Annotated in this window: 21 protein-coding genes, 1 tRNA gene and 1 riboswitch; of the genes, 4 read left to right on the top strand and 18 right to left on the bottom strand. The window is 61.2% G+C overall.

What is annotated here, in order from left to right; translation table 11 throughout:
* Positions 1-113: 113 nt before the first annotated feature.
* Positions 114-221: riboswitch (yybP-ykoY riboswitch) on the top strand.
* A gap of 87 nt (positions 222-308) precedes the next feature.
* Positions 309-1,295, top strand: a complete 987-nt coding sequence (locus tag OKB77_RS09420; protein WP_265776442.1) for a sodium:calcium antiporter — start codon at positions 309-311, stop codon at positions 1,293-1,295.
* A 67-nt stretch (positions 1,296-1,362) separates the two neighbouring features.
* Here the strand turns inward: OKB77_RS09420 and OKB77_RS09415 are convergent, their stop codons facing one another.
* The 3 genes from OKB77_RS09415 to pepA all read right to left on the bottom strand — a co-directional run bounded on the left by OKB77_RS09415 (position 1,363) and on the right by pepA (position 6,418).
* Positions 1,363-4,215 (bottom strand): valine--tRNA ligase, encoded by a 2,853-nt coding sequence (locus tag OKB77_RS09415; RefSeq protein WP_270817468.1) that lies wholly within the window; start codon positions 4,213-4,215, stop codon positions 1,363-1,365.
* Between the two features lie 64 nt (positions 4,216-4,279).
* A complete protein-coding gene (locus OKB77_RS09410; RefSeq protein WP_040068777.1) occupies positions 4,280-4,735 on the bottom strand; it encodes a DNA polymerase III subunit chi in 456 nt (151 codons plus the stop codon).
* Positions 4,736-4,909: 174 nt separating this feature from the next.
* Positions 4,910-6,418: a leucyl aminopeptidase gene (gene pepA, locus OKB77_RS09405; protein WP_005336423.1), complete on the bottom strand. Its 1,509-nt coding sequence runs from the start codon at positions 6,416-6,418 to the stop codon at positions 4,910-4,912.
* Between the two features lie 172 nt (positions 6,419-6,590).
* Here pepA and lptF point away from each other — a divergent pair, with 172 nt between their 5' ends.
* Together lptF and lptG are read left to right on the top strand one after the other, a co-directional pair.
* On the top strand, positions 6,591-7,703 hold the full coding sequence (lptF, locus tag OKB77_RS09400) for an LPS export ABC transporter permease LptF (protein WP_043821844.1): 1,113 nt from the start codon (positions 6,591-6,593) through the stop codon (positions 7,701-7,703).
* A gap of 25 nt (positions 7,704-7,728) precedes the next feature.
* Positions 7,729-8,799: an LPS export ABC transporter permease LptG gene (gene lptG / locus OKB77_RS09395; protein ID WP_139460873.1), complete on the top strand. Its 1,071-nt coding sequence runs from the start codon at positions 7,729-7,731 to the stop codon at positions 8,797-8,799.
* Positions 8,800-8,873: 74 nt separating this feature from the next.
* Here the strand turns inward: lptG and OKB77_RS09390 are convergent, their stop codons facing one another.
* The gene (locus tag OKB77_RS09390; RefSeq protein ID WP_005336420.1) at positions 8,874-9,407 is read right to left on the bottom strand and encodes an RDD family protein; all 534 of its coding nucleotides are present in this window, start codon (positions 9,405-9,407) and stop codon (positions 8,874-8,876) included.
* A gap of 143 nt (positions 9,408-9,550) precedes the next feature.
* Between OKB77_RS09390 and OKB77_RS09385 the strand changes: the two genes are divergently transcribed.
* Positions 9,551-9,635 (top strand) — tRNA-Leu (locus OKB77_RS09385).
* A gap of 145 nt (positions 9,636-9,780) precedes the next feature.
* On the opposite strand, the gene OKB77_RS09380 is transcribed toward OKB77_RS09385, so the two are convergent.
* The 14 genes from OKB77_RS09380 to OKB77_RS09315 form a co-directional block, all read right to left on the bottom strand.
* Positions 9,781-10,953, bottom strand: coding sequence for a phage late control D family protein (locus OKB77_RS09380; RefSeq protein ID WP_161646703.1), 1,173 nt, complete (start codon positions 10,951-10,953; stop codon positions 9,781-9,783).
* The gene (locus tag OKB77_RS09375) at positions 10,950-11,441 is read right to left on the bottom strand and encodes a phage tail protein (protein WP_103858596.1); all 492 of its coding nucleotides are present in this window, start codon (positions 11,439-11,441) and stop codon (positions 10,950-10,952) included. Before OKB77_RS09375 ends, OKB77_RS09380 begins: the two co-directional genes overlap by 4 nt.
* 12 nt (positions 11,442-11,453) lie before the next feature.
* Positions 11,454-14,840, bottom strand: coding sequence for a phage tail tape measure protein (locus OKB77_RS09370; RefSeq protein ID WP_270817466.1), 3,387 nt, complete (start codon positions 14,838-14,840; stop codon positions 11,454-11,456).
* Positions 14,837-14,968, bottom strand: a complete 132-nt coding sequence (locus OKB77_RS09365; protein ID WP_270817465.1) for a GpE family phage tail protein — start codon at positions 14,966-14,968, stop codon at positions 14,837-14,839. Before OKB77_RS09365 ends, OKB77_RS09370 begins: the two co-directional genes overlap by 4 nt.
* A gap of 8 nt (positions 14,969-14,976) precedes the next feature.
* Complete coding sequence (locus OKB77_RS09360; protein WP_270817464.1) at positions 14,977-15,261, bottom strand: phage tail assembly protein; 285 nt, start codon at positions 15,259-15,261, stop codon at positions 14,977-14,979.
* 63 nt (positions 15,262-15,324) lie between these two features.
* Positions 15,325-15,840 (bottom strand): phage major tail tube protein, encoded by a 516-nt coding sequence (locus OKB77_RS09355; RefSeq protein WP_270817463.1) that lies wholly within the window; start codon positions 15,838-15,840, stop codon positions 15,325-15,327.
* A 12-nt stretch (positions 15,841-15,852) separates the two neighbouring features.
* Complete coding sequence (locus OKB77_RS09350) at positions 15,853-17,028, bottom strand: phage tail sheath protein (RefSeq protein ID WP_161646705.1); 1,176 nt, start codon at positions 17,026-17,028, stop codon at positions 15,853-15,855.
* Between the two features lie 186 nt (positions 17,029-17,214).
* Positions 17,215-18,318 (bottom strand): hypothetical protein, encoded by a 1,104-nt coding sequence (locus OKB77_RS09345; protein ID WP_270817459.1) that lies wholly within the window; start codon positions 18,316-18,318, stop codon positions 17,215-17,217.
* 10 nt (positions 18,319-18,328) lie between these two features.
* Complete coding sequence (locus OKB77_RS09340) at positions 18,329-18,634, bottom strand: hypothetical protein (RefSeq protein WP_270817458.1); 306 nt, start codon at positions 18,632-18,634, stop codon at positions 18,329-18,331.
* A 2-nt stretch (positions 18,635-18,636) separates the two neighbouring features.
* Entirely contained in the window at positions 18,637-19,530 is an 894-nt protein-coding gene (locus OKB77_RS09335) for a hypothetical protein (protein WP_266110074.1), read from the bottom strand.
* Positions 19,531-19,539: 9 nt separating this feature from the next.
* Entirely contained in the window at positions 19,540-19,977 is a 438-nt protein-coding gene (locus OKB77_RS09330; RefSeq protein WP_270817456.1) for a hypothetical protein, read from the bottom strand.
* Complete coding sequence (locus OKB77_RS09325) at positions 19,974-20,978, bottom strand: phage tail protein I (RefSeq protein WP_270817455.1); 1,005 nt, start codon at positions 20,976-20,978, stop codon at positions 19,974-19,976. The genes OKB77_RS09330 and OKB77_RS09325 overlap by 4 nt, the downstream gene beginning before the upstream one ends.
* Complete coding sequence (locus tag OKB77_RS09320) at positions 20,971-21,813, bottom strand: baseplate assembly protein (protein WP_128296155.1); 843 nt, start codon at positions 21,811-21,813, stop codon at positions 20,971-20,973. The genes OKB77_RS09325 and OKB77_RS09320 overlap by 8 nt, the downstream gene beginning before the upstream one ends.
* Positions 21,810-22,154, bottom strand: a complete 345-nt coding sequence (locus tag OKB77_RS09315) for a GPW/gp25 family protein (RefSeq protein ID WP_373870742.1) — start codon at positions 22,152-22,154, stop codon at positions 21,810-21,812. The genes OKB77_RS09320 and OKB77_RS09315 overlap by 4 nt, the downstream gene beginning before the upstream one ends.
* Positions 22,155-22,157: the final 3 nt, after the last annotated feature.

The raw sequence follows: 22,157 nt of genomic DNA, 5'->3' as shown, positions 1-22,157 counted from the left end.
CAGCGCAATGGCGGCGGGGAGGGTGCGCAGGTGAGGTTACATTCCCTTACAACTTATTGAATGAGTTGTCATTAATTTGCCTTGTGAGGCGGCGGTCGAGTTGCTAAAACGTCCCCTCAGTCATTGGGGAGTAGCTACCTGCCCGCATTCCGGGCCGGGCCCATGTCAACACTCTTGGATCCTCGTATCCATGGTATGGGCGGCGATAGGTACTATCGCTCTGCAAGACCTTTGGCCTCGATATGCACGCCAGCCGGGCGAGCCATGTCGGGTCCATCGGTTATTCTGCTCGCCTGGCGGTATCTATTATGTTGATTACCCTACTGTTATTTCTCGTCTCTGCGGTCACCATCTACCTTGCCTGCGAATACTTCGTCAACGGCATCGAGTGGATCGGCCACCACTTCAAACTCTCCCAAAGTGCCACTGGCTCGCTGTTGGCAGCGCTAGGCACGGCACTGCCAGAGTGCATCGTCACCCTGACCGCCCTGCTGATGGGCAACTCCGTCGCCCAGCAGGAGATCGGCATCGGTGCTGCCCTTGGCGGGCCGCTGGTGCTGGCTACCATCGGCTATGCAGCGGTCGGCCTCACCCTGCTGCTTTGCATGGGGCGTACCGAGCGCGCCATCGACGGCGGGGTGCAACGGGAGATTGGCCGGGATCAGCGCTGGTTTATGGGGATCTTTCTGGTGGCGACCGCGCTGGGGCTGGTCGCCTTCACCGGCAAGAGCTGGCTGGCCCCGCTCTTCCTGCTGGTCTACCTCGTCTATGTAAGGCGCGAGTTGAAACAAAGCGACAGCCACGAAGTCGAATTGCCGGAGCCCCTCAAGCTGGCCCCAAATGCCGAGATCCCGCCCCTTGGCAAGGTGTTGCTGCAGACGTTGGCAGCGCTGGTGGTGGTAGCGCTGGCGGCCCAGCTGTTTGTCCATCAGCTGGAGAGCGTGGGCGAGCTGTTTGGCCTCTCGCCAGTGCTGGCTGCCCTGCTGCTGAGCCCAGTGGCGACCGAGATGCCGGAGCTGATGAACGTGCTGATCTGGGTGCGACAGGGCAAGAACCGGCTGGCGCTGGCCAATATCTCCGGGGCCATGATGATCCAGGGCACTATCCCCAAGGCGTTCTGCCTGCTTTTTACCCCCTGGTTGCTGGATGGCGCCATGATGGCCTCCTCGCTGGTGACGCTGCTGGCGGTGGGGTTGCTCTGGTGGGGGTTCAGAAAGGGAGCCATGACCGCCGGGCGGTTGGCGCTGGTTGGTCTGCTCTATCTCGGTTTCTGCGGCTGGCTGCTGGTGAGCTGAAGCGGGAAGCGCGGATATGAAAAAGCCCCCTTGGCAGGGGGCTTTGTTGTATCGGTTGAGGCGGTGCTTACAGCGCGGCGATCTCGGCCTGCTGGGCTTCCAGCTTGGTCAGCTGGAGACGGTAATCTTCCAGCTTCTCGCGTTCTTTGGCGATGACCGCTTCCGGTGCTTTGGCGACGAAGGCTTCGTTGCCGAGTTTGCCTTCGATACGGCCGCACTCGCCCACCAGACGGGCAACCTCTTTGGCCAGACGGGCCAGTTCGGCATCCTTGTCGATGAGACCGGCCATCGGGATCATCAGCTCGGTGGCACCGATCAGCTTCTTCACTGACAGCGGTGCGGTTTCACCTTCGCTAAGTACGCGGATGGACTCCAGACGGGCCAGCGACTTGAGGAAGGCTTCGTTGTCGGCGGCACGCTGGGCATCCTTGGCATCGCACTGAAGCAGCACGTTCAGGGGCACGCTCGGGGCCACGTTCATCTCGGCGCGGATGTTGCGGATGCTGACGATGAACTCCTTCACCCACTCCTGATCCGCCATCGCGGCTTCGTCCACCTTGGCGGCATCGAACTCCGGGAAGGCCTGAATCATGATGGTGTCGGCGTGTACGCCAGCCAGCGGGGCGACCGATTTCCAGATGGTCTCGGTGATGAACGGGATGATCGGGTGCGCCAGACGCAGCAGGGTTTCGAGCACAGTCACGAGGGTGTGGCGGGCAGCGCGCTGCTCGGCCTCGGAACCCTTGGTCAGTACCGGCTTGGTCAGCTCCAGATACCAGTCACAGAACTGGTTCCAGATAAATTCGTACAGCACGCCAGCCGCGATGTCGAAGCGGTAGGTATCGAGGGCGGTACGGAAGTCACGGATGGCCACTTGCAGCTGAGACTGGATCCAGCGATCCGCCAGACTGAACTGCATCTCGCCGCCGTTGAAGCCGCAATCCTGATCTTCGGTGTTCATCAGCACATAGCGGGAGGCGTTCCACAGCTTGTTGCAGAAGTTGTTGTAGCCGTCCAGGCGCTTCATGTCCCAGTTGATGTCACGACCGGTAGAGGCCAGCGCGGCCAGAGTGAAGCGCAGGGCGTCGGTACCGTGGGCATCGATCCCTTCCGGGAACTGCTTGGCGGTACGCTTGGCGATCTTCTCGGCCATCTGCGGCTGCATCATGTTGCCGGTGCGCTTCTCCAGCAGATCTTCCAGCGAGATGCCATCGATCATGTCGAGGGGGTCCAGCACGTTGCCCTTGGACTTGGACATCTTCTGGCCCTCTTCGTCACGGATAAGGCCGGTGATGTAGACGGTCTTGAACGGGACTTGCGGCTGGCCGTTTTCGTCCTTGATGAAGTGCATGGTCATCATGATCATCCGGGCAATCCAGAAGAAGATGATGTCGAAGCCGCTCATCAGCACGTCGGTCGGGTGGAAGGTCTTGAGTGCCTCGGTGTTGTTCGGCCAGCCCAGAGTGGAGAAAGTCCACAGGGCGGAGCTGAACCAGGTGTCGAGCACGTCTTCGTCCTGACGCAGTACGGTTACGGCCGGGATGCTGTGCTTGGCGCGCACTTCGTCTTCGCTGCGGCCCACGTAGACGTTGCCGGCGTCGTCATACCATGCCGGGATGCGGTGACCCCACCACAGCTGACGGGAGACGCACCAGTCCTGAATGTCGCGCATCCAGGAGAAGTACATGTTTTCGTACTGTTTCGGCACGAACTGGATGCGGCCATCTTCCACCGCCTCGATGGCGGTCTTGGCCATCGGTGCCACGCGCACGTACCACTGGTCGGTCAGCATTGGCTCGATGGGCACGCCACCGCGATCGCCGTACGGCTGTTGCAGTACGTGATCCTTGATCTCGTCCAGCAGACCCAGCTCTTCCAGCTTGGCCAGAATCGCTTTACGGGCAGCGAAGCGCTCCAGACCGGCGAACTCGGCCGGCAGGGCTGCGTCATAGGCGGTGCTCGGGTTGCCGTTGGTATCGACCACTTCGGCCTCGGCACGCACGTGGGCGTCCAGCGTGAAGATGTTGATCATCGGCAGGCTGTGGCGCTTGCCCACTTCGTTATCGTTGAAGTCGTGGGCCGGGGTGATCTTCACGCAACCGGTGCCCTTCTCCATGTCGGCGTGCTCGTCGGCAACGATGGGGATCCGACGGTTCACCAGCGGCAGCAGGATGTGCTGGCCGATCAGTGCCTTGTAGCGCGGGTCTTCCGGGTTCACGGCCACGGCGGTATCGCCCAGCATGGTCTCCGGACGGGTGGTGGCGACGATCAGGTAATCCTTGCCTTCGGCGGTCTTGGCGCCGTTGGCCAGCGGATAGCGCAGGTGCCACATGTGGCCCTTGATCTCGCGGTTCTCCACTTCCAGATCGGAGATGGCAGTGTTGAGTTTCGGATCCCAGTTCACCAGACGCTTGCCACGGTACATCAGGCCATCTTCGTAGAGACGAACAAACACTTCCTGCACGGCGGCAGAGAGACCCTCATCCATGGTGAAGCGCTCGCGCTCCCAATCCACGGAGTCGCCCAGACGGCGCATCTGGCGGGTGATGGTGCCACCGGACTCTTCCTTCCACTGCCAAATCTTGTCGATGAAGGCATCACGGCCGTAATCGTGGCGAGTTTTGCCCTCTTCTGCGGCGATCTTGCGCTCAACCACCATCTGGGTGGCGATACCGGCGTGGTCGGTACCTGCCTGCCACAGGGTGTTCTTGCCCTGCATGCGGTTGTAGCGGATCAGGGTGTCCATCAGGGTTTGCTGGAAGGCGTGACCCATGTGCAGGCTGCCGGTGACGTTCGGCGGCGGGATCATGATGCAGAAGGAGTCTTTGCTGGTGTCGCCGTGGGGCTTGAAGTAACCCTGGGCTTCCCAGTGCTGATAGAGCGCCTGTTCGATGGCGTTGTGATTAAAAGTCTTTTCCATGGTCTCGCCGTAATCTGGATGGATGGAGTCTGGTGTTGATTCTTTATGGATCAATTGGTTGCAGTCAGGGCTGCGCCGGATCCGGTGCGGCAAGGACGGGCTGATCCCTCATTTCGAGGGTATGGCCTGCCTGGCGATAGTGCTTGTAGCGCTCGCGGGCTTGCTGCTTTTGTGTTTCGTCAGTGGGGACAAAATCTACCACTTGAGCGAAGTGTCCTGCAAACAAAGGTGTCGCAGTGGCCAGATTGATGAGGCGGGCGTAGCGCCGTTTCGGCGGCTGATAGCCGATCTCCACCGGGGCCATGCCGCTTTCGCCTTGCAGCTGGTGCGGCACGAAGCGCTCCGGTGGCAGTTGCCACAACAGCTCGTCCAGACGCAGGGCCTGGGCCTCATCGTTGCAGAACAGGTAGATATGGCCCGCCCCCCACGACTCGGCCGCAAGAGTGCAGGCCAGTCGCTCGACCGCAGAGGCCTGCGCGTCATCCTGTTCGCTCATCAGGTAAAAGGTCACTTGGCTCATCAGGTTGATCCCGTTTTGCGGTGACGGACTGTTGACCGCCTCATGAGGCTGACGGGGCGTTTCCCGTCCGCAGCTCACTGATTCAAGAATGAAACAAGGAAGAGGCGGGCCTCTTCCTTGTGGTTCAGGGTAACGCCAACCCTTCCGATGCAGCCATCGGCAGGGGCCGGAGAGTTACTCTTTCTCTTCGATATCCACGCCAGCCCGGTTCAGCAGGAACTGGGTCAGCAGGGGCACTGGACGACCGGTGGAGCCTTTATCCTTGCCACTCTTCCAGGCAGTCCCGGCGATATCCAGGTGGGCCCAGTTGTACTTCTTGGTGAAGCGTGACAGGAAGGCGGCCGCGGTGATGGTACCGGCCGGACGACCGCCGATGTTGGCCATGTCGGCAAACGGGCTGTCGATCTGCTCCTGATACTCGTCAAACAGCGGCAGACGCCAGGCGCGATCACCCGCCTGTTCGGAGGCGTTGAGCAGCTCGTGGGCCAGCGGGTTGTGGTTGGCCAGCAGACCCGAGGTGTGGTGACCCAGCGCGATGACGCAGGCACCGGTCAGGGTCGCCACGTCGATCACGGTTTCCGGATCGAAGCGGTCCACATAGGTCAGTGCATCACACAGCACCAGACGACCTTCCGCATCGGTGTTGAGCACTTCGATGGTCTGGCCTGACATGGAGGTGAGGATGTCACCCGGGCGATAGGCGTTGCCACCCGGCATGTTCTCGCAGCCTGCCAGCACGCCGATGACGTTGATCGGCAGTTGCAGCTGGGCCAGCGCATGCATGGTACCGAGCACGGAGGCGGCGCCACCCATGTCGTACTTCATCTCGTCCATGCCGTCGGCCGGTTTGATGGAGATGCCGCCGGAGTCAAAGGTCAGACCCTTGCCGACCAGCACGATGGGCTTGGCATCCGGATGACCCTTGTATTCGATGATGGCCATCATGGCTTCGTTGTCGGAGCCGCGGGCCACCGCTAGGTAGGAGTTCATGCCGAGCTCGGCCATCTCCTGCTCGCCCACCACCTTGGTGGTGATGTTGTCGTAGGCATCGGCCAGACGACGGGCCTGGGAGGCCAGATAGGCCGGGTTGCAGACGTTGGGCGGCATGTTCGCCACGTCGCGGCAGACCCGCACACCCTTGGCCACGGCCAGACCGTGAGCGATGGCTTTTTCACCAATGGTCAGTTCCCGACGCGTCGGCACGTTGAATACCAGCTTGCGCAGCGGGCGACGTGGCTCGGCCTTGTTGGTCTTGAACTGATCGAAGCTGTAGAGGCCCGCCTTGGTGGTTTCTACCGCCTGGCGCACCTTCCAATAGGTATCCCGACCCTTGACGTGCAGCTCGGTGAGGAAGCAGACCGCTTCCATGGAGCCGGTTTCGTTCAGGGTGGTGATGGTCTTGTTGATGATCTGCTTGTACTGGCGTTCGTCGAGTTCCCGCTCCTTGCCGCATCCGACCAGCAGTACGCGCTCGCTGAGCACGCCCGGTACTTGATGCAGCAGCAGCATCTGGCCTGGTTTCCCTTCCAGGTCGCCACGGCGCAGCAGCGAACTGATATAGCCATCGCTGATCTTGTCCAGTTGTTCGGCAACCGGAGAGAGGCGACGAGGCTCAAATACGCCGACTACGACGCAGGCGCTCCGTTGCTTCTCTGGACTGCCACTCTTTACACTGAACTCCATGGAATCTCCTACATCCTAAAGACAAAAGGCACCTTTTATTGAATAATGCGGTGCTTGTTGGGGTATCAGAGGCGGAGCGAACAGCCACAGGCTCCGCAGTTCAAACTGGTAAAAATCCAATATACGGCCCTATTTTTCAGGCATTCGACTAAAAACACAAGTTTACTTGGGAATGACTGTGATCGTTTTCCGATATTTGTTCAGGGAAACCCTGAAAACCCAGCTGGCAGTGTTATTCGTATTGCTGCTTATCTTTGTCAGCCAACAATTTATAAAGATCATCGGTGACGCCGCCGATGGCGAGGTGCCGACACGTCTGGTCTCCACCCTGCTGCTGCTCAACTTGCCCAATATGGCGTTGTTGATGCTGCCTATCAGTCTCTTTTTAGCCATTTTGTTTGCCCATGGTCGCCTCTACGCCGAAAGCGAGATGACGGTGATGCATGCGGTCGGCTTCAGCCACCGTTTTGTGATGCGCAGCGCCATGTTGCTGGCCTTGCTGACGGCGGTGGTTGCGGCGTTCAACACCGGCTGGATCGCCCCGCAGGCCAAGGAGCGCGAGTATCAGGTGATCGACGAGTTCAAGGCGGACCCGGGTATCTCCTTCCTGCAGGCGGGCCGCTTTATGGAGCTCGACAAGGGGCGTCTGGTTGCCTATATCCAGGATTTGAACGACAACGGCTCAAAACTGCAAAAGATCTTCGTGCTGCAGCGGGCGGAGGGGAACAATCCTCCCTCGGTGGTGGTGGCGACCGAAGGGGTGGTGACGGTCGATGAGAACGGTCTGCAGTGGCTGACCCTGATGGATGGCTCCCGCTACGAGGGGAACTTCTCCGGCAAGCAGTTCCAGATCTCCGATTTTCGCGAATATGGTCTGGTGATCCGCCAGCAAGAGATGGAGCGTTCCAACCGCAAGGCGGCGGCCAAGCCGACCATGGAACTGTTCGGTACCCAGGACAACGCCATGATGGCGGAATTGCAGTGGCGTATCTCGCTGCCTCTCTCCATTCCGGTGCTCACCCTGCTGGTGGTACCGCTGGCGCGGGTCAATCCCCGTCAGGGGCGCTACGCCAAGCTGTTGCCGGCCATCATGCTCTATCTCTCCTACTTCCTGCTGCTCAGTGCCGCCCGTTCGGCCATCGACAGCGGTCGGCTGCCCTACTGGCCGGGGATGTTCCTGGTGCCGCTCGGTTACCTGCTGTTTATCGGCCTGCCCCTCAATCTGCAGGGCACCAGCTGGTGGAACGGGGTGAAAGGGCGCTATTTCAACAGAAAATCAGCATGATGCTGCAACATAGGAACTTCTGCTGATGTTTGGCATTCTCGATAGATATATCGGTCGGGTCATTTTCATGTCGATCCTGCTGTGTGAAATCACGCTGGTTGGTCTGGCGGGGCTCATCAAATATGTGGAGCAGCTCAAGTCGGTCGGTGACGGCAACTACGACATGATCAACGCCCTCTACTATGTGCTGCTCTCCATGCCCAAGGAGGCGGTGCTCTTCTTCCCGCTGGCCGCGCTGCTGGGTGGCCTGATTGGTCTGGGTCAGCTGGCGACCAGCTCCGAGCTGGTGGTGATGCAGGCGGCGGGTCGCTCCAAGATCAGTATTGTAATGGCGGCGCTCAAGACGGCGATCCCGCTGATGATCATGGTGGGGTTGATGGGGGAATATGTGGCCCCTATCGCCAAGCGGATGGCCGATGACATCAAAGCGGGGGCGCTGTCCGAAGGTCGTCTGACGGTTTCCGCCTACGGGGTGTGGGCTCGCGATGGCAACAACTTCGTCAATATCAACGGGGTGCGTAACGATGGCGCGCTGACCGGTATAACCCTCTATCGCTTCACCCCCGCGCGCAAGCTGATCGACGTGGTGCAGGCGCAGGAGGGGGTGTTCGAGCGTCACCACTGGCTGCTCAAGCAGACCCAGGTTACCCGCTTCGACGATCCCGCGCAGATCCGCAGCGAGCAGCATGACAAGATGGAGTGGAGCTCGGAGTTGACGCCCAAGCAGCTGGGGGTGGTAAGTATCGACCCCGAGAACCTCTCGGTCTCCGGTCTGCTCGACTACATCGGCTATCTCGATGCCAACAAGCAGGATGCCGGTCGATACAAGTTGGAGATGTGGCGCAAATTACTGTCACCGCTCTCGGTGGTGGCGATGATCCTGCTGGCATCCTCCTTCATCTTCGGCCCGCTACGCTCGGTGAGCATGGGGGCGCGGATGCTGATGGGGATCATGACCGGCTTCGCCGTCTATGTGAGCGATCGGGTGTTTGGCCCCATCAGTCTGGTCTATGCGGTACCGCCGATTCTGGCGGCTATCGCGCCCAGCTTGCTGTTTGGCGGCATCTCCTTCTACATCCTCAGCCGCAAGCAGTAATCCGCACGAGGTTATGAGGAAATGCAAAGAGGGCACCTGTTGGTGCCCTCTTTCGTTGCTGCATTGCTCCGGTATTACTTGTTAAGCAATTCCAGATTTTCCTGCTTGCTCAGCACGATCACTTCGCACTCGGCCCAGATATCCTGAAACGCCCGTGGGCGCTGGCGGTTGAACAGGCACATCAGGTTGCCCAGACCAAAGGCGGCGGTGGCGAGACGGATCAGCGCCTGGGTAACGCGGATGTGGCTGCCATCCTCGTTCTGAATGCGCAGCCGCCAGGCGCGCATGCCGACGGTCTGGCCAGCACGGGTCCAGAACCAGGTGTAGAAACCACAGATGACGAAGGCGAGCCACAGGGTGTAGATCAGGCTCAGGTGGTGGCGGGTCAGCAACCAGACGGTATCTTCACCCGCCGGTACGCTTGCCATGCCGGTAACCAGCAGCAGCTTGGCGACACCCATGCCGATAAAGCCGGCGATGATCAGCAGTGAAGTCACCACCAGCGCATCATAAATCAGAGCGCCGAGGCGACGCAGCAGACCCGCTGACGGGTATGGCTGAGTGGCGGGAGAGGGGGATTTTTGTTGGACTTTTTTAGGCTTGGCCATCGTTTTTATTCCATTAAGATGATGGCGGCATTCTATGTAACTGGCCCCGCATCGGCAAGGCGTTGAATAAATGAACAAACGGGAGTGTTCAATCGAAAAACACCTTGCATGGCATCGCGCCATTCGTATAATCCCTCGCAGTTGCCCGGGTGGCGAAATCGGTAGACGCAGCGGATTCAAAATCCGCCGTTGCAAAACGTGTCGGTTCGAGTCCGACCCCGGGCACCATTTAGAATTCAATGACTTAAGGCCACCCAAGCGGGTCGCCTTAAGTTTTTATGCTACCTAGTGGCGGCAAAGTGGCGGCAGAGAAATTTGATGATCGAGAAAGGCGGCAGAGCGTTGGCTCTGCCGCCTTTTGTTTTTGCTGCTGTTACTCGGTCACTTCCGGCAGGTCGTCGATGGCAACTTCGAGGTTGATGTTGTTGGTGTAGCCGCTGTTGGTCAGGCTGTGCACGACCCGGGTCAGTACCCAGCCTGCCTCGTCGATCTGCGGCTTGAATCCCCTGACGGTGGTGGGTTGTTCCGGGTAGAGCTCGGGGCGGCCGGTGGCCAAGGTGATCTCGAACTCGGCGACGCCACGCTGCAGGCGTTCCCACTCGGCGCGGGCGGCGCGCAGGGCGTTGGTCTGGTTGGCATAGATGTGGCGCAGCACCTTGACGTTCTCGCTGTCGCCGATCAGTAGTTCGCGGCCCTCTTTGTCGACGGTGGTGTCGCTGGGTAGTGCCTGCTCCGGCTTTGGCTTGGTTTTGCGTTTGCGCTTGAGGGTTGAGCCTTTGGTGGCAGCCTTCTTCGGGTCGTGCCAGTTGGCTGATACGCCGGTGTAAGCGTCGCGGTCAGCGACTGCGAAGCGGTGCTGATCGCCATCCTGGCGGGTGATGGTGACGGATGGAAGCGGTTTGCCGCTGGCGGTGAGCCCCTTGCCCTGGCCGATGAATAGCAGCCGACCCGATTTGATGGTGGTCAGGGCGCCGCATTGGCCGGCCAGGCGGGTGAGGAAGGCGGGATCGCTTTCGTTCTGCTGGTCGATGTGGTCGATCAGCATGCCCTTGAAGCGCTCGGCGCAGGCGGGGGTGAGGCCGTGGCGCTGGGCGATGGTGTCGACAATGCTGCCGACAGTCTGCTGGTGATAGCTGGTCTGGCGCAGTTTGTTGAGGCTGCCGCGCAGGTCAGCTGACTTGCCCCGGATGGTGAGCTTGTCCGGGGTGCCTGAGTGCTCCACCTCGTCGATGGTGAACTCCCCTTTATCAACCAGCGGCTGCCCCTGCCAGCCGATCAGGGCGCGCATTCTGGCGCCCCGGCGCGGCATGGCCAGCTGACCGTCGCTGTCGTCGAGTTCGATGTCGATGGTGTCGGCATCAAACCCGCGATTGTCGGTGATGGTCATGCCACCAAGGCGGGGGCGGATGGTGGCGGATACGTCCTTGCCGTCGATCAGCAGTTGGTAAGCCGGGGCCTTGTGGTCGGCGCCAGTGACGCTGAATTGCCCCAGCTGGCTGGTCAGGTTGCTGCTGACAGCAGAGAGCGCGTTATCTATCAGGCTCACAGCAGGCCCCCGATCTTGTTGCCAACGGTGCCAACGATGTTGCTGATTCCCAGCCGACTGGCGATGCCGCCGATGGCACGACCTAGCAGTTTGTTGCCCAGGCTCGTCTCGTCGTCGTCCACGCGCTTGAGGTTCATGGTGAATTCAATCTTGCGGGCGGTGCCATCAGAGAAGAATTCTGAGCGGGTGACGCTGGTGCGCTCGATGACGAAATAGCCCCGCATCACGCCATCCCCCTGGATCAGGGGGAAGGCCTGGCCGGTGTCGGCCATTTCGTGGAGCAGGTCGAGGGAGACGGGCCCGCCTGTCAGCTCAGGGTAGAGGGTGCCGGAGAACACGGTGGTTTCGTCATCTGGCCCTGTGAACTGGTAGGCTGGACGGGCGCCGACCCGGGGGTTACCCGGGTGACGCCATGATCGCTCATCCTGTTGTGACTGGGGGGCGAAGGTGGAGCGCTGGAACACGAACCATCCCAGGGTCATCATCATGATGCTGCCTCCTTAGCTGTTGTCGCGCAGGCTGGCGCGGGTGCGCGCTGATGCCTGCCGTTCGCGGCGGTCCAGCTCACGGCGCACCTCTTGCGCTACATCGACGCTTGATTGCCCAGGTTGCTGGGCGATGTGAATTGGGGCGCTGATGTGGATATTGGTGTCGCCCCTTGCTGGCGCCAACTTTGGCGTTTCGACGATGCGCGGGCCTGGCCTGCTGTATGAATTGGCTGGCCGGTTCAGCTCGGCAGGCACTACTTGCTCGCGGATGGTTTGGGCAGCCTCAACAGGTTGGCGCAGTTCAGCAGGCATGACCTGTTCGCGGATGGTGCGGGCCGTATCTGCTGGATGGCGTAGCTCGGCAGGCATGACCTGTTCACGGATGGTGCGGACGGTATCTGCAGGCTGGCGTAGCGCTGCAGGCACTACCTGTTCGCGGATGGTGCGGGTGGCATCCTGATGCGGTTGCATGGCAGCCAGTGGCATACTGGCCAGCATGGCCGCTGATGCCATGGCTGCAGTGTGACGGCGGCTGATTATGCTGGCGGGGCCTTTTACCACTTCTGGCCCATTTTCCCCAGCGATCCCCCATTTCCCAGCCGGGATCAGACCGCCCTTATCGTAAAAACCGGCAAACCCGCCCTCTTTTCCCGCCTGCACTGCGGGTGCTGTTGATGCGTTCTCTACCGACGCTTTCACCTCCGAACCGCCGTTCCACCAATCAGGCAGCAGGTCTGTCATGGCGGCGATCTTGGTTTTCAGCTCTGCCCACTTATCAGATATCCCCTTGATCAGGCCATCTATCAAGTCAGCGCCAAATTTGGTGAAGTCGGCAATCACATCGATGAATGATTTGCCCAGGCCGCCCAGCCACAGCCCAAAGCGTTTACCGGCGTTGGTTGCGCCGTCCAGCTCTTGTTGGGTCGTTTTGATGGGGGTTAGCAGGTTGGTCACCCATTCCCACGCCGAGCCAAGGGCGCTGCTGATCCCATCCCATATCGGCTTGAGTGGGCTGAGGGCGCCGGCCATCGCCTCAAACGCGGGCGTGAACACGGCTGCGACCGGCCCAAGCCCCTCTTTGAGCCCCTGGAAGAAGCCCGAGAAGAAGGCCTTTATTGGTTCCCAGTAGCGGTAGATGGTCAGGGCGGCGAGACCGATGGCAGTGACCAGCAGGCCGATGGGGTTCATCAGCAGCAGCCTGCCGACAACGGCGATGGTCTGACCTACCAGCCTCAGGGCACCCACCAGGCCGCCCTTGAGCAGGGAGATCGTGCCGCTGGCTGCGCCCTTGAGCAGGTTCATGGAGGTGCCCATGACGCCATTGGCGGCGACATAGGCAGAGGTGGCCGCGGTGGCCGCCCTGATCCCGCTTATCATTGATGTGAACTTGGTGGCAGCGGTCGCTTTTGATGCCGCCCATTGCGCCGTGATATAGCGCCAGGTGGCGGCTGTCATGGCGCCGATCTTGGTTGGTAGGTTGGTGATGGTAGTCAGCATGGCGTTCATGCCCGCCCCGACCTTGGCGAAGGATAGCCCCTTGATGGCATTGCCCAAGGCAGCCCATTTAGCCAGCAGCGGGGCGGCCATGCGGCTGTTGAGTGCCATTATTCGGGAGAACATCGACATGCTTTCGGCTGTCTTGTTGGTCGAGAGAAATAATCCACCGAGCCTGACCAGTGTGCCGCCAAGCGCAAATTTCAACATGGCCAGCGGCCCCAGCAGGCCAGCGACTATCAGCAGCAGCGAGCCACCGGCTGCAGCGGCCACGGCGGTGATGGCGGCCACTTTGGTGAGGGTGGCGGTGAGTTCAGGGTTGGCTCGCATCCAGGCGCCAGCGGCCTGGGTCATGCTGGTCACCTGTTGGATCAGGCCGCGCAGTGGCCCGTTCTGGGTTTCCAGCATCTGGATGTTGAGGTCTTCCCATGCCGAGGTCATGTTGTCCAGATCGCCGCGGGCGTTGTCGCCCATCACGGCTGCCATCTCTTTGGCGACCCCTTTGCTCTGCTGCCGGATCATGGCGGCATATTTGGCGAAGCCGCCGGCCCCGGCTTGGCCGATGAGCTCGGCCATCCCTGATGCCGCCTCTTCGCCAAAGATCTCTTTGTACGCGGCCAACTGGTCAGCGTTGCCCATCTTTTCTGTTTGCTTGGCGACCTGGGCCATGATGTCCACGATGTTGAGCATGTTGCCGCTGGCGTCTTTGGTGGTCACTCCCAGACTTTTCATCAACTTGTCGGCTTTGCTGGTCGGCCCAGCCAGCCGGTTCAGCATGGCGCGTAGGGCGGTACCCGAGTTTGACCCTTGAATACCGATGTTCCCCAGCAAGCCAGCGGCGGCGGCCGCTTCTTCAAGGCTCATGCCTGCCTTGTTGGCGATGGGGCCCATGTATTTCATGGTTTCCGCCAACATGTTGAGGTCTACGTTTGAGGTGGTCATGGTGAGCGCCAACGTATCGCTGACCCTGCCCATCTGGGCCGCTTCCATCTTGAAGGCGCTGAGGATGTTAGAGGCGATGTCGGCGGTCTGGTCCAGCCCCACGCCAGAGGCTTTGGCAAGGTCGAGCATGTCCGGCATCGCCGCCTTAATCTGTTTCGGGTTGAAGCCCGACATTGCCAAGAATCCCTGAGCCTGCGCCGCACCCATGGCGGTGAAGCTGGTCGAGGCGCCGAGATCCCGCGCTTGTTGGCGGAGCATGGCCAGCTCTGCGCTGTCCTTCTGCAGGCGGGTGAGAGCCTGCACCTTTGACATCTGGGCGTCGAAGTCGAGGCCGACCGAGGCGATGGAGTTGATCTTGTAGAGGCCCGCCGCGCCGGTGGCCATGCCGGCGGCGCCATAGCCTGCCATGGTGCCGCGCATCGCCATCGTCTTGTCGTAGTTGGCCTTCACCTGGGCGATGCGTTTTTGCTGAGCGGCGACCTGGGTCAGCTTGCTGCGCTGTTGTTCGAGCTGGGCGGTGGTGGCGGTCAAATCGGATTTGAGCTGGCGCTGGTGCTGGCTCAGCTGTCGGGTGTTGATGCCCGCCTGCTGCATCGCGGCTTTCATGGCGCCGTGACGGCTGACCATCTCACGCTCTTTGTTGGTCAGGTCACGCACGGCCCCTTTGGCCCTTTCCAGTTCACGGGTCATGGCTTTGGTGGGGTTGGCGGTGGCAGCCAGTTCTTTGGCCATGCGCTGGGCGGTTTGCTGCGCTTGGGTCAGCTCTGCCCGGGTGGCGCCTATCTGCTTGCCGAGAGTGCGATAGCCGTCAACCTGGCCGCTCTGTTTTTCCAGATCGCGAACTTTGGCTTTGGTGTCGGCGAGGTCTTTGGCGGTGATGCGGCTTTGGCCGGTGACGGCCTTGAGGGGGGCGGTGAGTTTGTCCACCGCCCCGAGCAGGATTTGTAACTTGAGGGTGCTCATGATTCGTCTGCCTCGTTGATGTGGTTGTATCGCTCAACAAGGCGTTGGTGCCAGCCCATCAGCTCGTCGAGCTCCATGGCCGCCATTTCAGACGGCGGCCAGTGGGCGATGATGGCCAAGTCGGCCATCAGGTCGTCTACGCAGTGAGGTAGGCCATTTTCTTGGGTACCAAAAAAGCGGCCACCTCCTGCCCCAGCTGCATCAGGTCAGCCGGATCCATGCCGCTGATGTCCACTTCGGTCAGTGCGGGGCTGGTGATGCGCGGCAGCAATTTGGATAGGGCGTTGACATCCATCTGCAGCAGATCGGTCATGTTGAGGCCGCGCAGCTGTCCTGCCATGGGTTTGCGAACGGTCACGTCGCTGATGGTGGTTTCACCGCGCTGGATTGGGCAGTCGAGGGTGACGGTTTTCTGAGTCATGGTGTGTTCCTTATTCGGTATGTAGTAACGGGCGGCCATGCCGCCCGGATGTGGTTGGGTGGATTAGAGGCCCATGGCCTTGCGGTGTTCGTCCATCATGTCGACGCCGCCGACTTTCCAGATCATGTTGATGGTGTCGATCTCGACCAGCTCTTCGCCGTCGATGGTCACCTTGTAGTAGGTGTTTTTCATGGTGACTTTTTGCTGGGAGTTGTCGCCGGTCTTGAGGGTGCCGCCATCGAGCTGCTGGATGCGGCCATGCTGGACGATCTCGACCGCCGATACCTGGCCGGTGTCGTCGCGCTGGAAGGAGCCCGCAAAGCGGAGCTGGACGCCGTTAATCTTGGCCTGATGCTGCTTTTTGAACAGGGCCGCTTCGTATCCGCCGAAGGTGAACTCGGTATCTAGGGCGTCATCTTCGAGGCCCATGTTGATATGGGCCGCCCCTGGCATACCGCCGGCTCGGTAGGCTTCGAGTTTCAGCGCCTGTTTGGCCGGGGTGTAATCTTCGCCAACGCCGATCCAGTTGTCGCCGTCGAGGAACATGTTGAGGTATTTGAGTTTGCGAGGCAGTGCCATGGTTGATGCTCCTTATGCTGCGGCCACGCGGGCGGCGAAGTCGACCAGATAGCGGTCGGTGATGCGCTGCTGGAACATGAGGTTTTCAAGCGGCGGCACGGGGGTGTAGTCGTAGTCGATGTAGAGCTTGCCCGCCTTAAGGGTGTCTTTGTCGTTGACCTCCTCGTTGTACCAGCAGTCGAACCCGATGAGGTAACCGAGGCTGACCAGCTCGCGGCCCTTGGCCTTGATGCCCTCGATGATGTCTTTGACCAGGGTGGGTGTCATGGGCTTATCGACCGCCCACATGTGGGCTTCGGCGATGGTGTCGGCCAAGATCTGAGCGGTGCGGGTGTAGTTCTCGAACTGGAACAGAGGGTCGTCGGAGCAGGTGCGGGAGCCCCAGAAGCGGAACCCATCAGCTTGGATCAGGCAGGTGATGTCGTCGGCGTTGAGCAGGCCCGCATCGGTGTCGGGGTCTTGCAGGCTCCAGAACACTTGTTTGGTCAGACCTTCTACGCCAGTGACGGCGACGTTGGAGAGGGTTTTATGCCAGCCGATTTCTTTGTCGATGAGTGCCCGCATGGCCATTGCTTTGGCGGTTGCCCAGATGGTGCCGCTGGCGTTGGTGGCGGTATCCCACTTGGTGAAGTCGCCGAAGATGGGCATGACTTCACGCTGGCCGAAGTTGGCGCGGTAGGCTTTGGCTTCGGTCGGGGTGTTGCCAACGCAGGCGATATAGGTGAAGGCGCGCAGCTTGCGGGCTATAGCGGCCAGTTCGGTGGCGACCGGTAGGGCGTCGAGCCCCGGCGCGCCGATGATGCGCGGGGTGATGCCAGTGGCAGAGCTGGCCCGTTGCAGGGCCTTGAGGCCTGTGAAGGTGCCGTCTGGCTTGGCTGCTCCGATGACGTTGGTGTTGGTGGCGGCATCGGTGGCCCCTTTTGCCACGCGCACCACGATGGTGATGGTGTTGACGGTGTCGGCGATGGCCTGCAGGGCTTTGGCCAGGGTGCCCTGGGTGCCGGCTTTGCCAACGGCTTTTTGTACGTCGGTGATGACGACCGCTTTATCGAGCGGGAAGGCGGCCGCATCGGCATCATCCGCATGGGCGACCAGGCCGATCACGGCGGTGGCGATAGTGCGGATGGTGCGGGTGCCTTCACTGACTTCGACGACGCGCACGCCGTGATGATAACTGTCGAGTGCCATGGTGGCGGTTCTCCTGTGTCCGGACGGAGGTGATCATTGTGAGCAGGGTCAGGATGCAGGCGGGGCGAACGGCTGGCGAGTGGGGGGCGTTGTATAGGGCGGTTTTACAACAGCGGCATGGTGACGAGATACAGCGGTGCGATGTGAAGCACCCCGCACAGGGCGGGGTGGTGGTTAGCTGATGGGTTACAGCACAAAGGCGGGGCGAGCCCCAAGGCTCGTGCTCCGAGACGACCGAGCGTTGCCCAGGCCGAGCGCGAACACGCCAGCAGTGGCGGTGCCGTACCAGTCGCCGCCGGAGAGGGCGAGGCGCTCACCGTAGTTGCGCAGGTAGAGCAGGTCGCCCCCCAGGTTGGCGTCCAGCGGGAAAAGAGAAAGCGCTTTTGCGATAGAGGGCGCCACCAAGCCTGCTTTGCTGGTGATTGCCTCAAGCCGTCCTGAGGTGTTGCCTGGGGCGTTCTCATCACTGCCGGCTTCGCCGTTGCGGTTACTGACTGCATCAGAGATGACCGGGGAGCCGTGGGCTCCGGTGGTGCCTGCTGCGCTGGCGTCGTATTTCAGGGTTCCCGCAGTACCCGGCGCCACCAGTTCACCGGTGGCGGCAGAGATGGCTCGCCACGCGGATGATGCTTTTGCCTGGCTGTTCTTGCTATCTGCTGCGTTGTTGTTAGCCAGCACCTGGATTTCGCCGTCCATCAAGCGTAGGCCACCGCGCCATTCCCACACGTTGCCGCACAGGTCGGCGATACCGTTGGGGTTGTTGTTATGACGCCAACTGACCGGACCCGAGCCTGTAAGGGTCCGGGCCGATCCTGATGCATCGCCAGGGCTTTTCTTATCTGCGCGCCGACCCGTTTCGAAGGTGGCATCAGAGCTGCGGCCGGTGGCGGTATTGCCGCGCGGCATAAAGCCGTTCTTCCAGCACCAGAGACTGACGGCGGCCTGTTCCGCGTGGGTCATCAGATGGTGGCCCTGGCCGCATGCGGCGGCATAGTTCAGCGACTGATCGAAGTCGATGCTGGTCGCGCAGTCTACCCCCGGCAGTGACAGCAATTCGCCATCGCGTAGGCAGCCGGCATGCTGGCCGATAAACAGTTCGGATTTTTCAACGCCGTTGACGATAAAGGCGGGGTGGGTGCCTGTGCCCAAGCTGGGATCGATATCCTGCAAGTTAAAGCGCGGGATGATGTGCATGTAGGTCGGCTGGCCCTTGGCGGTGTAGAGCACGGTGACGGTGCCGCCGCTGGCGGCTTCTACTGCGGCGCGCAGGCTGTCTTTTACAAAAATCATGGTTGGCTCCTTATTTTGGCCAGAGGGTCAGGGTGACGGTGTCAGGGTTGAGAGGGAGCGGCTGGCTGGCGGCTGGCTGGTCTTCGTTCGGTTGTTCATTGGCGGCAGGCCACTGCTGCGGTGGGATCACCACGGTTGCCACGAATGCGCCCGGGCCGGATGTGCTGATGCCGCTGTCGGTCTGATAGAGGCTGATGGTGGTCTGTTCCTGGCGTTGCTGCGCCTGACAGTCGACCGTCAGCCCGCGGATGGTAATGAGGTTGCCGCTGACGGCGAAGTCGTGGTGCGGGCCAGCGCCCAGCAGAAGAATTTGCATGGTCATACTCCGTTATTGGTGAGGCTGTATTTGACGATGACATCGTCGGCGTAGTGGGCCAGCGTCAGGCGGGCGCCATTGCTGGCCCGTTCGCTGACCAGCACATGGTGCGCGGCGGCATCGCCTGAGCTGCTGACCATGTCGATGGCGAGCTGCCAGCCCAGATCCCCGACCGGGAACGGGAATGGCCAGAGCACCAAGGCTGCGGGTGGGCTTGCCAGCATCAGCGGGTAATCTGGTTCGATACGGCGCACGTCGGTGAGGGTGACGTTGGCGAGGTACTGATCGCTGCCCGAGTTGTTGCCCGCTGGTACGCTGATGCGATAGAGCGGGATGGCGTCTGCCGGGGCATCGGCGCCGAGGTTGGACACATCCAGCTCGATGCCGTTGGCGGTGATGCGAGCAAAGGCGACGCAGGTGGCTGGCGCTGCGGTGTTGTTGCTGGGCACAGCGGCGCCGTTGATGCGCTGCGGCAGAAAGTAAACCCGACCTTTGGCGAACAGTTCACCTTCTTCAAAGGTGAGGTTGCGGGTGGCGGTGGTCGATTTGGTGACGGTGCAGCCACGGCGGGTGCCACGGTTGACGAAGCGAACCTGACCGGTCTGGTTGCGAAACTTCTTGGTTTTCTCAATTTCCGAGAAGGCAAGTGCAGCTTGTTCCATGCCGCGCACAATCTCTTGCCCCATGGCGGCCATCAGCTCTTGATCGGTGGTCTCTTCCAGATCATCGACGCGCTGGATCAGAGAATCCTGGCGCTTTTTCAGAAACTTGGTGCGGCTGCCCAGCTGTTTGGCCTGGACGTTGTCGACGCCGTCAGGGCCGCCCATCACGGGGTCGGTGGTTTCGAGTTGGTAGATGCCCTCTACCCACACTTCGCTCTCTTGCAGATTTGCCATGGTGGCTCCTTAAAAAATGATGGTCCAGGACCCGGTGATGGATAGATCACTGGTTTTTTCAATCAGCCCGCGGACTTTGCGGGCGAATAGGGTTTCGTCCGCGCAGAGCAGCCCTAGCTCACGGATATTGAGGCCGTTGGCTTCGCTCTCGCCCAGGGTGAAGGCGAAGCGCACTTGCCCCTCTGCAGGAAAGGTGATGGCGGTGACTGCTTTGGTGTATGCACCGCTGATGGTTTGGTCGTTGGGCGTTGGGCCCACGCCATTGGTGCCAAAGGCAATGCGGTTGATGTTTTTGCCGCTGCCCTGGCCCGCAATCAGGCGCGCCAGCGCGCTTTTGGCGGCAGTCATGATCATGTTGTGATCGGTGATGGTTTGCAGCGGCTGCCCGGCACGGTGCAAGGTGATGGACAGTTCACCACGCAGGGCGATCTGTTCGGCGATATTCATGGTGTGACCTCGGTGGTGATGGATGGACCGCTGCGGGTGATGCCCGGGTGATGGCGATGAGCGCCAGCGCGCAGCAGTTGGCCACTGTGGGTAGTGCAGCGGTGGTGCGCCCTGCCATTACGGCGCAGGGTGCGGGTAAAGGTGAGTGCCAGCAGGCCATCATCAGCCACTTGGCTCCCTGCGCCACGGTGCAGGCCGTAGCGGTGATGGGTGCCGGTGCGCAGTGGGGAGACCCGGCAAGTGTCTTGATGGCTGACGCCCATGGTCAGGCTGAGGGCATCCCACTGGTTGGCGCGGGTTTCACCGGTGATGAGGCCCCCGTTTCGGCGCTGTGCTCCGCTGCGCGCGATGACCCCCTGGTGACGCAAGACAATGGCCTGGTTACGACGGATGCCGCCGTCTCTGCGGCGCCCCCATGGCAGCACCTCGCCTCCAGTGATAGCGGCCTGCTCGGCGACTCTCTCGCCGATGGTGAGGTGGTCGCTGGTATTATCACTAAAACGCAGACCGACCAGTTGGCAGCGTGCAGGCGCCGTTTTTTCCAGGATTCGGCGTAGCCTGCGGTTTCCTTCGGCGCTGATGGCGCCGTGGTCGCCGACGTTGACGTTGGCACGGTACATGGCCCAGCTGCCGCCAGACCCATAGTGCTCATGACCGTTGCGCAGTTGCAGGCCATTGTGTGTGACAGGTGGCAGCCCCTCTTCTAACTCGATGTCTTCATAGCCAGCGGCGCGAATGGCGCGCTCGACGCTGTCAACGGTGCCGCGCAGGCGATGGACATGGATCGCATCGGCGCAGGCTTGGCGGCGCGCCTGCTCGGTCATCAGGTTATCCCAGTTATCGACTCCCAATCCCCATGCCAGCGAGCCGAGCAGATCGGCACGGCAGTGCCACGGGTTCCAGCTATGGCGGTGCGGCAGCGGTTGATCCAGCCGCTGTTCTGCCAGTTGGTCGAGGGTGCGCGATAGCTCGGTCGCAGAGGGTGGCAGCAGGTTAGGCATAGGTCACCTCTTCGCGGATGCTGCTGACATAGGGGGCCGATTCGCGGTCGGTGGTGATGTCGGCGGTCGGGCTGCGCAGGATGACGTTGCTGATCCCGGCGTTTTTCAGGCTGGCGTAGATGTCTGCGATGGTGATGGTGCCGCCAATGACATTGGTGGTTGCGCAGTAGTCTGCCAGCCGCTGGCGGGCGACGTTCAGGCTGTGTTCGTCGTCAGGTAGACCCGGCAGGATGATTTGATAGTCGATAACCACTGGCACAATGTGCGCCGGGATAACGCTGACGGTGTCGGTTAGCGGGCGGATTGTTTTGTGGTTGAGTCTGGTCCGCACTTTGGCCAACAGCGCTGCCGATGGGGTGCCATTACCGGCACGGGCCAGCACGGCGACATTCACGACACCCGCCCCACCGTTGTGGGCGTCGGCATCTTTGATGGCAGCCGGATCGGTGGCGATGGCGTGATAGCGGTATGAATCCTCAGGCCCCGCCGTTGACATGGCGCGCAGGGATAAAGTGCACCTGGCGCGCAGTTGGTCATCGGTCTCCCCTTCTGCTTTTTCGAGGTCGAAGAAGGCGGCGAGGTTGAGCAAGTCATCCCCTTGCGCCCATGCCAGCATGCTGGCTTTCAGGGCGTCGTTGAGACGGGCGCGCCAGATGAGCTCGCGATAGGACCACGATTGCAGCAGTACTGTCAGCGGTTCGGATTCGAGTTCGAGCACCGGCGCGAGGTGGGGCCACTGGTTAATCACCCAGGCTTTTTGCTCGGCCAGGATGGTTTCGAAGTCGAGTTCTTCGACCGCTTTCGGGGCAGGCAGCGTCGACAGATTGATGGTCATGAGGTTGCTCCGGTCGGTAGCTGGACGGTGCCGGATTCGAGCAGGCCGTTGTCGGCGCGTCGCCAGGTGAGGGTGACGGCGCAGCCGCCGCCCAGCTCAGGTGCGCCGAGCTCGACTTTGGTGATGCGGATGCGCGGCTCCCAGAGGGTGAGGGCGTGCACGGTGGCGGCCATCAGCCGCAGACGGGTGGCTCCGTGCTGCGGCTGATCGATGAGGCTGAATATCTCACTGCCGTAAGTGCGTCGCATGACGCGGGTGCCGATGGGGGTGGTGAGGATGTCACGCACCGATTGCAGAATGTGAGCGGTCTCGCTGATGGCGTGGCCAGAGGCTGCATTCATGCC

The sequence above is a fragment of the Aeromonas sp. Y318-3 genome, assembly GCF_027706185.1.
Taxonomy (GTDB): Bacteria; Pseudomonadota; Gammaproteobacteria; order Enterobacterales; family Aeromonadaceae; genus Aeromonas; species Aeromonas veronii.
This window is presented reverse-complemented; position numbering and strand designations above follow the sequence as displayed.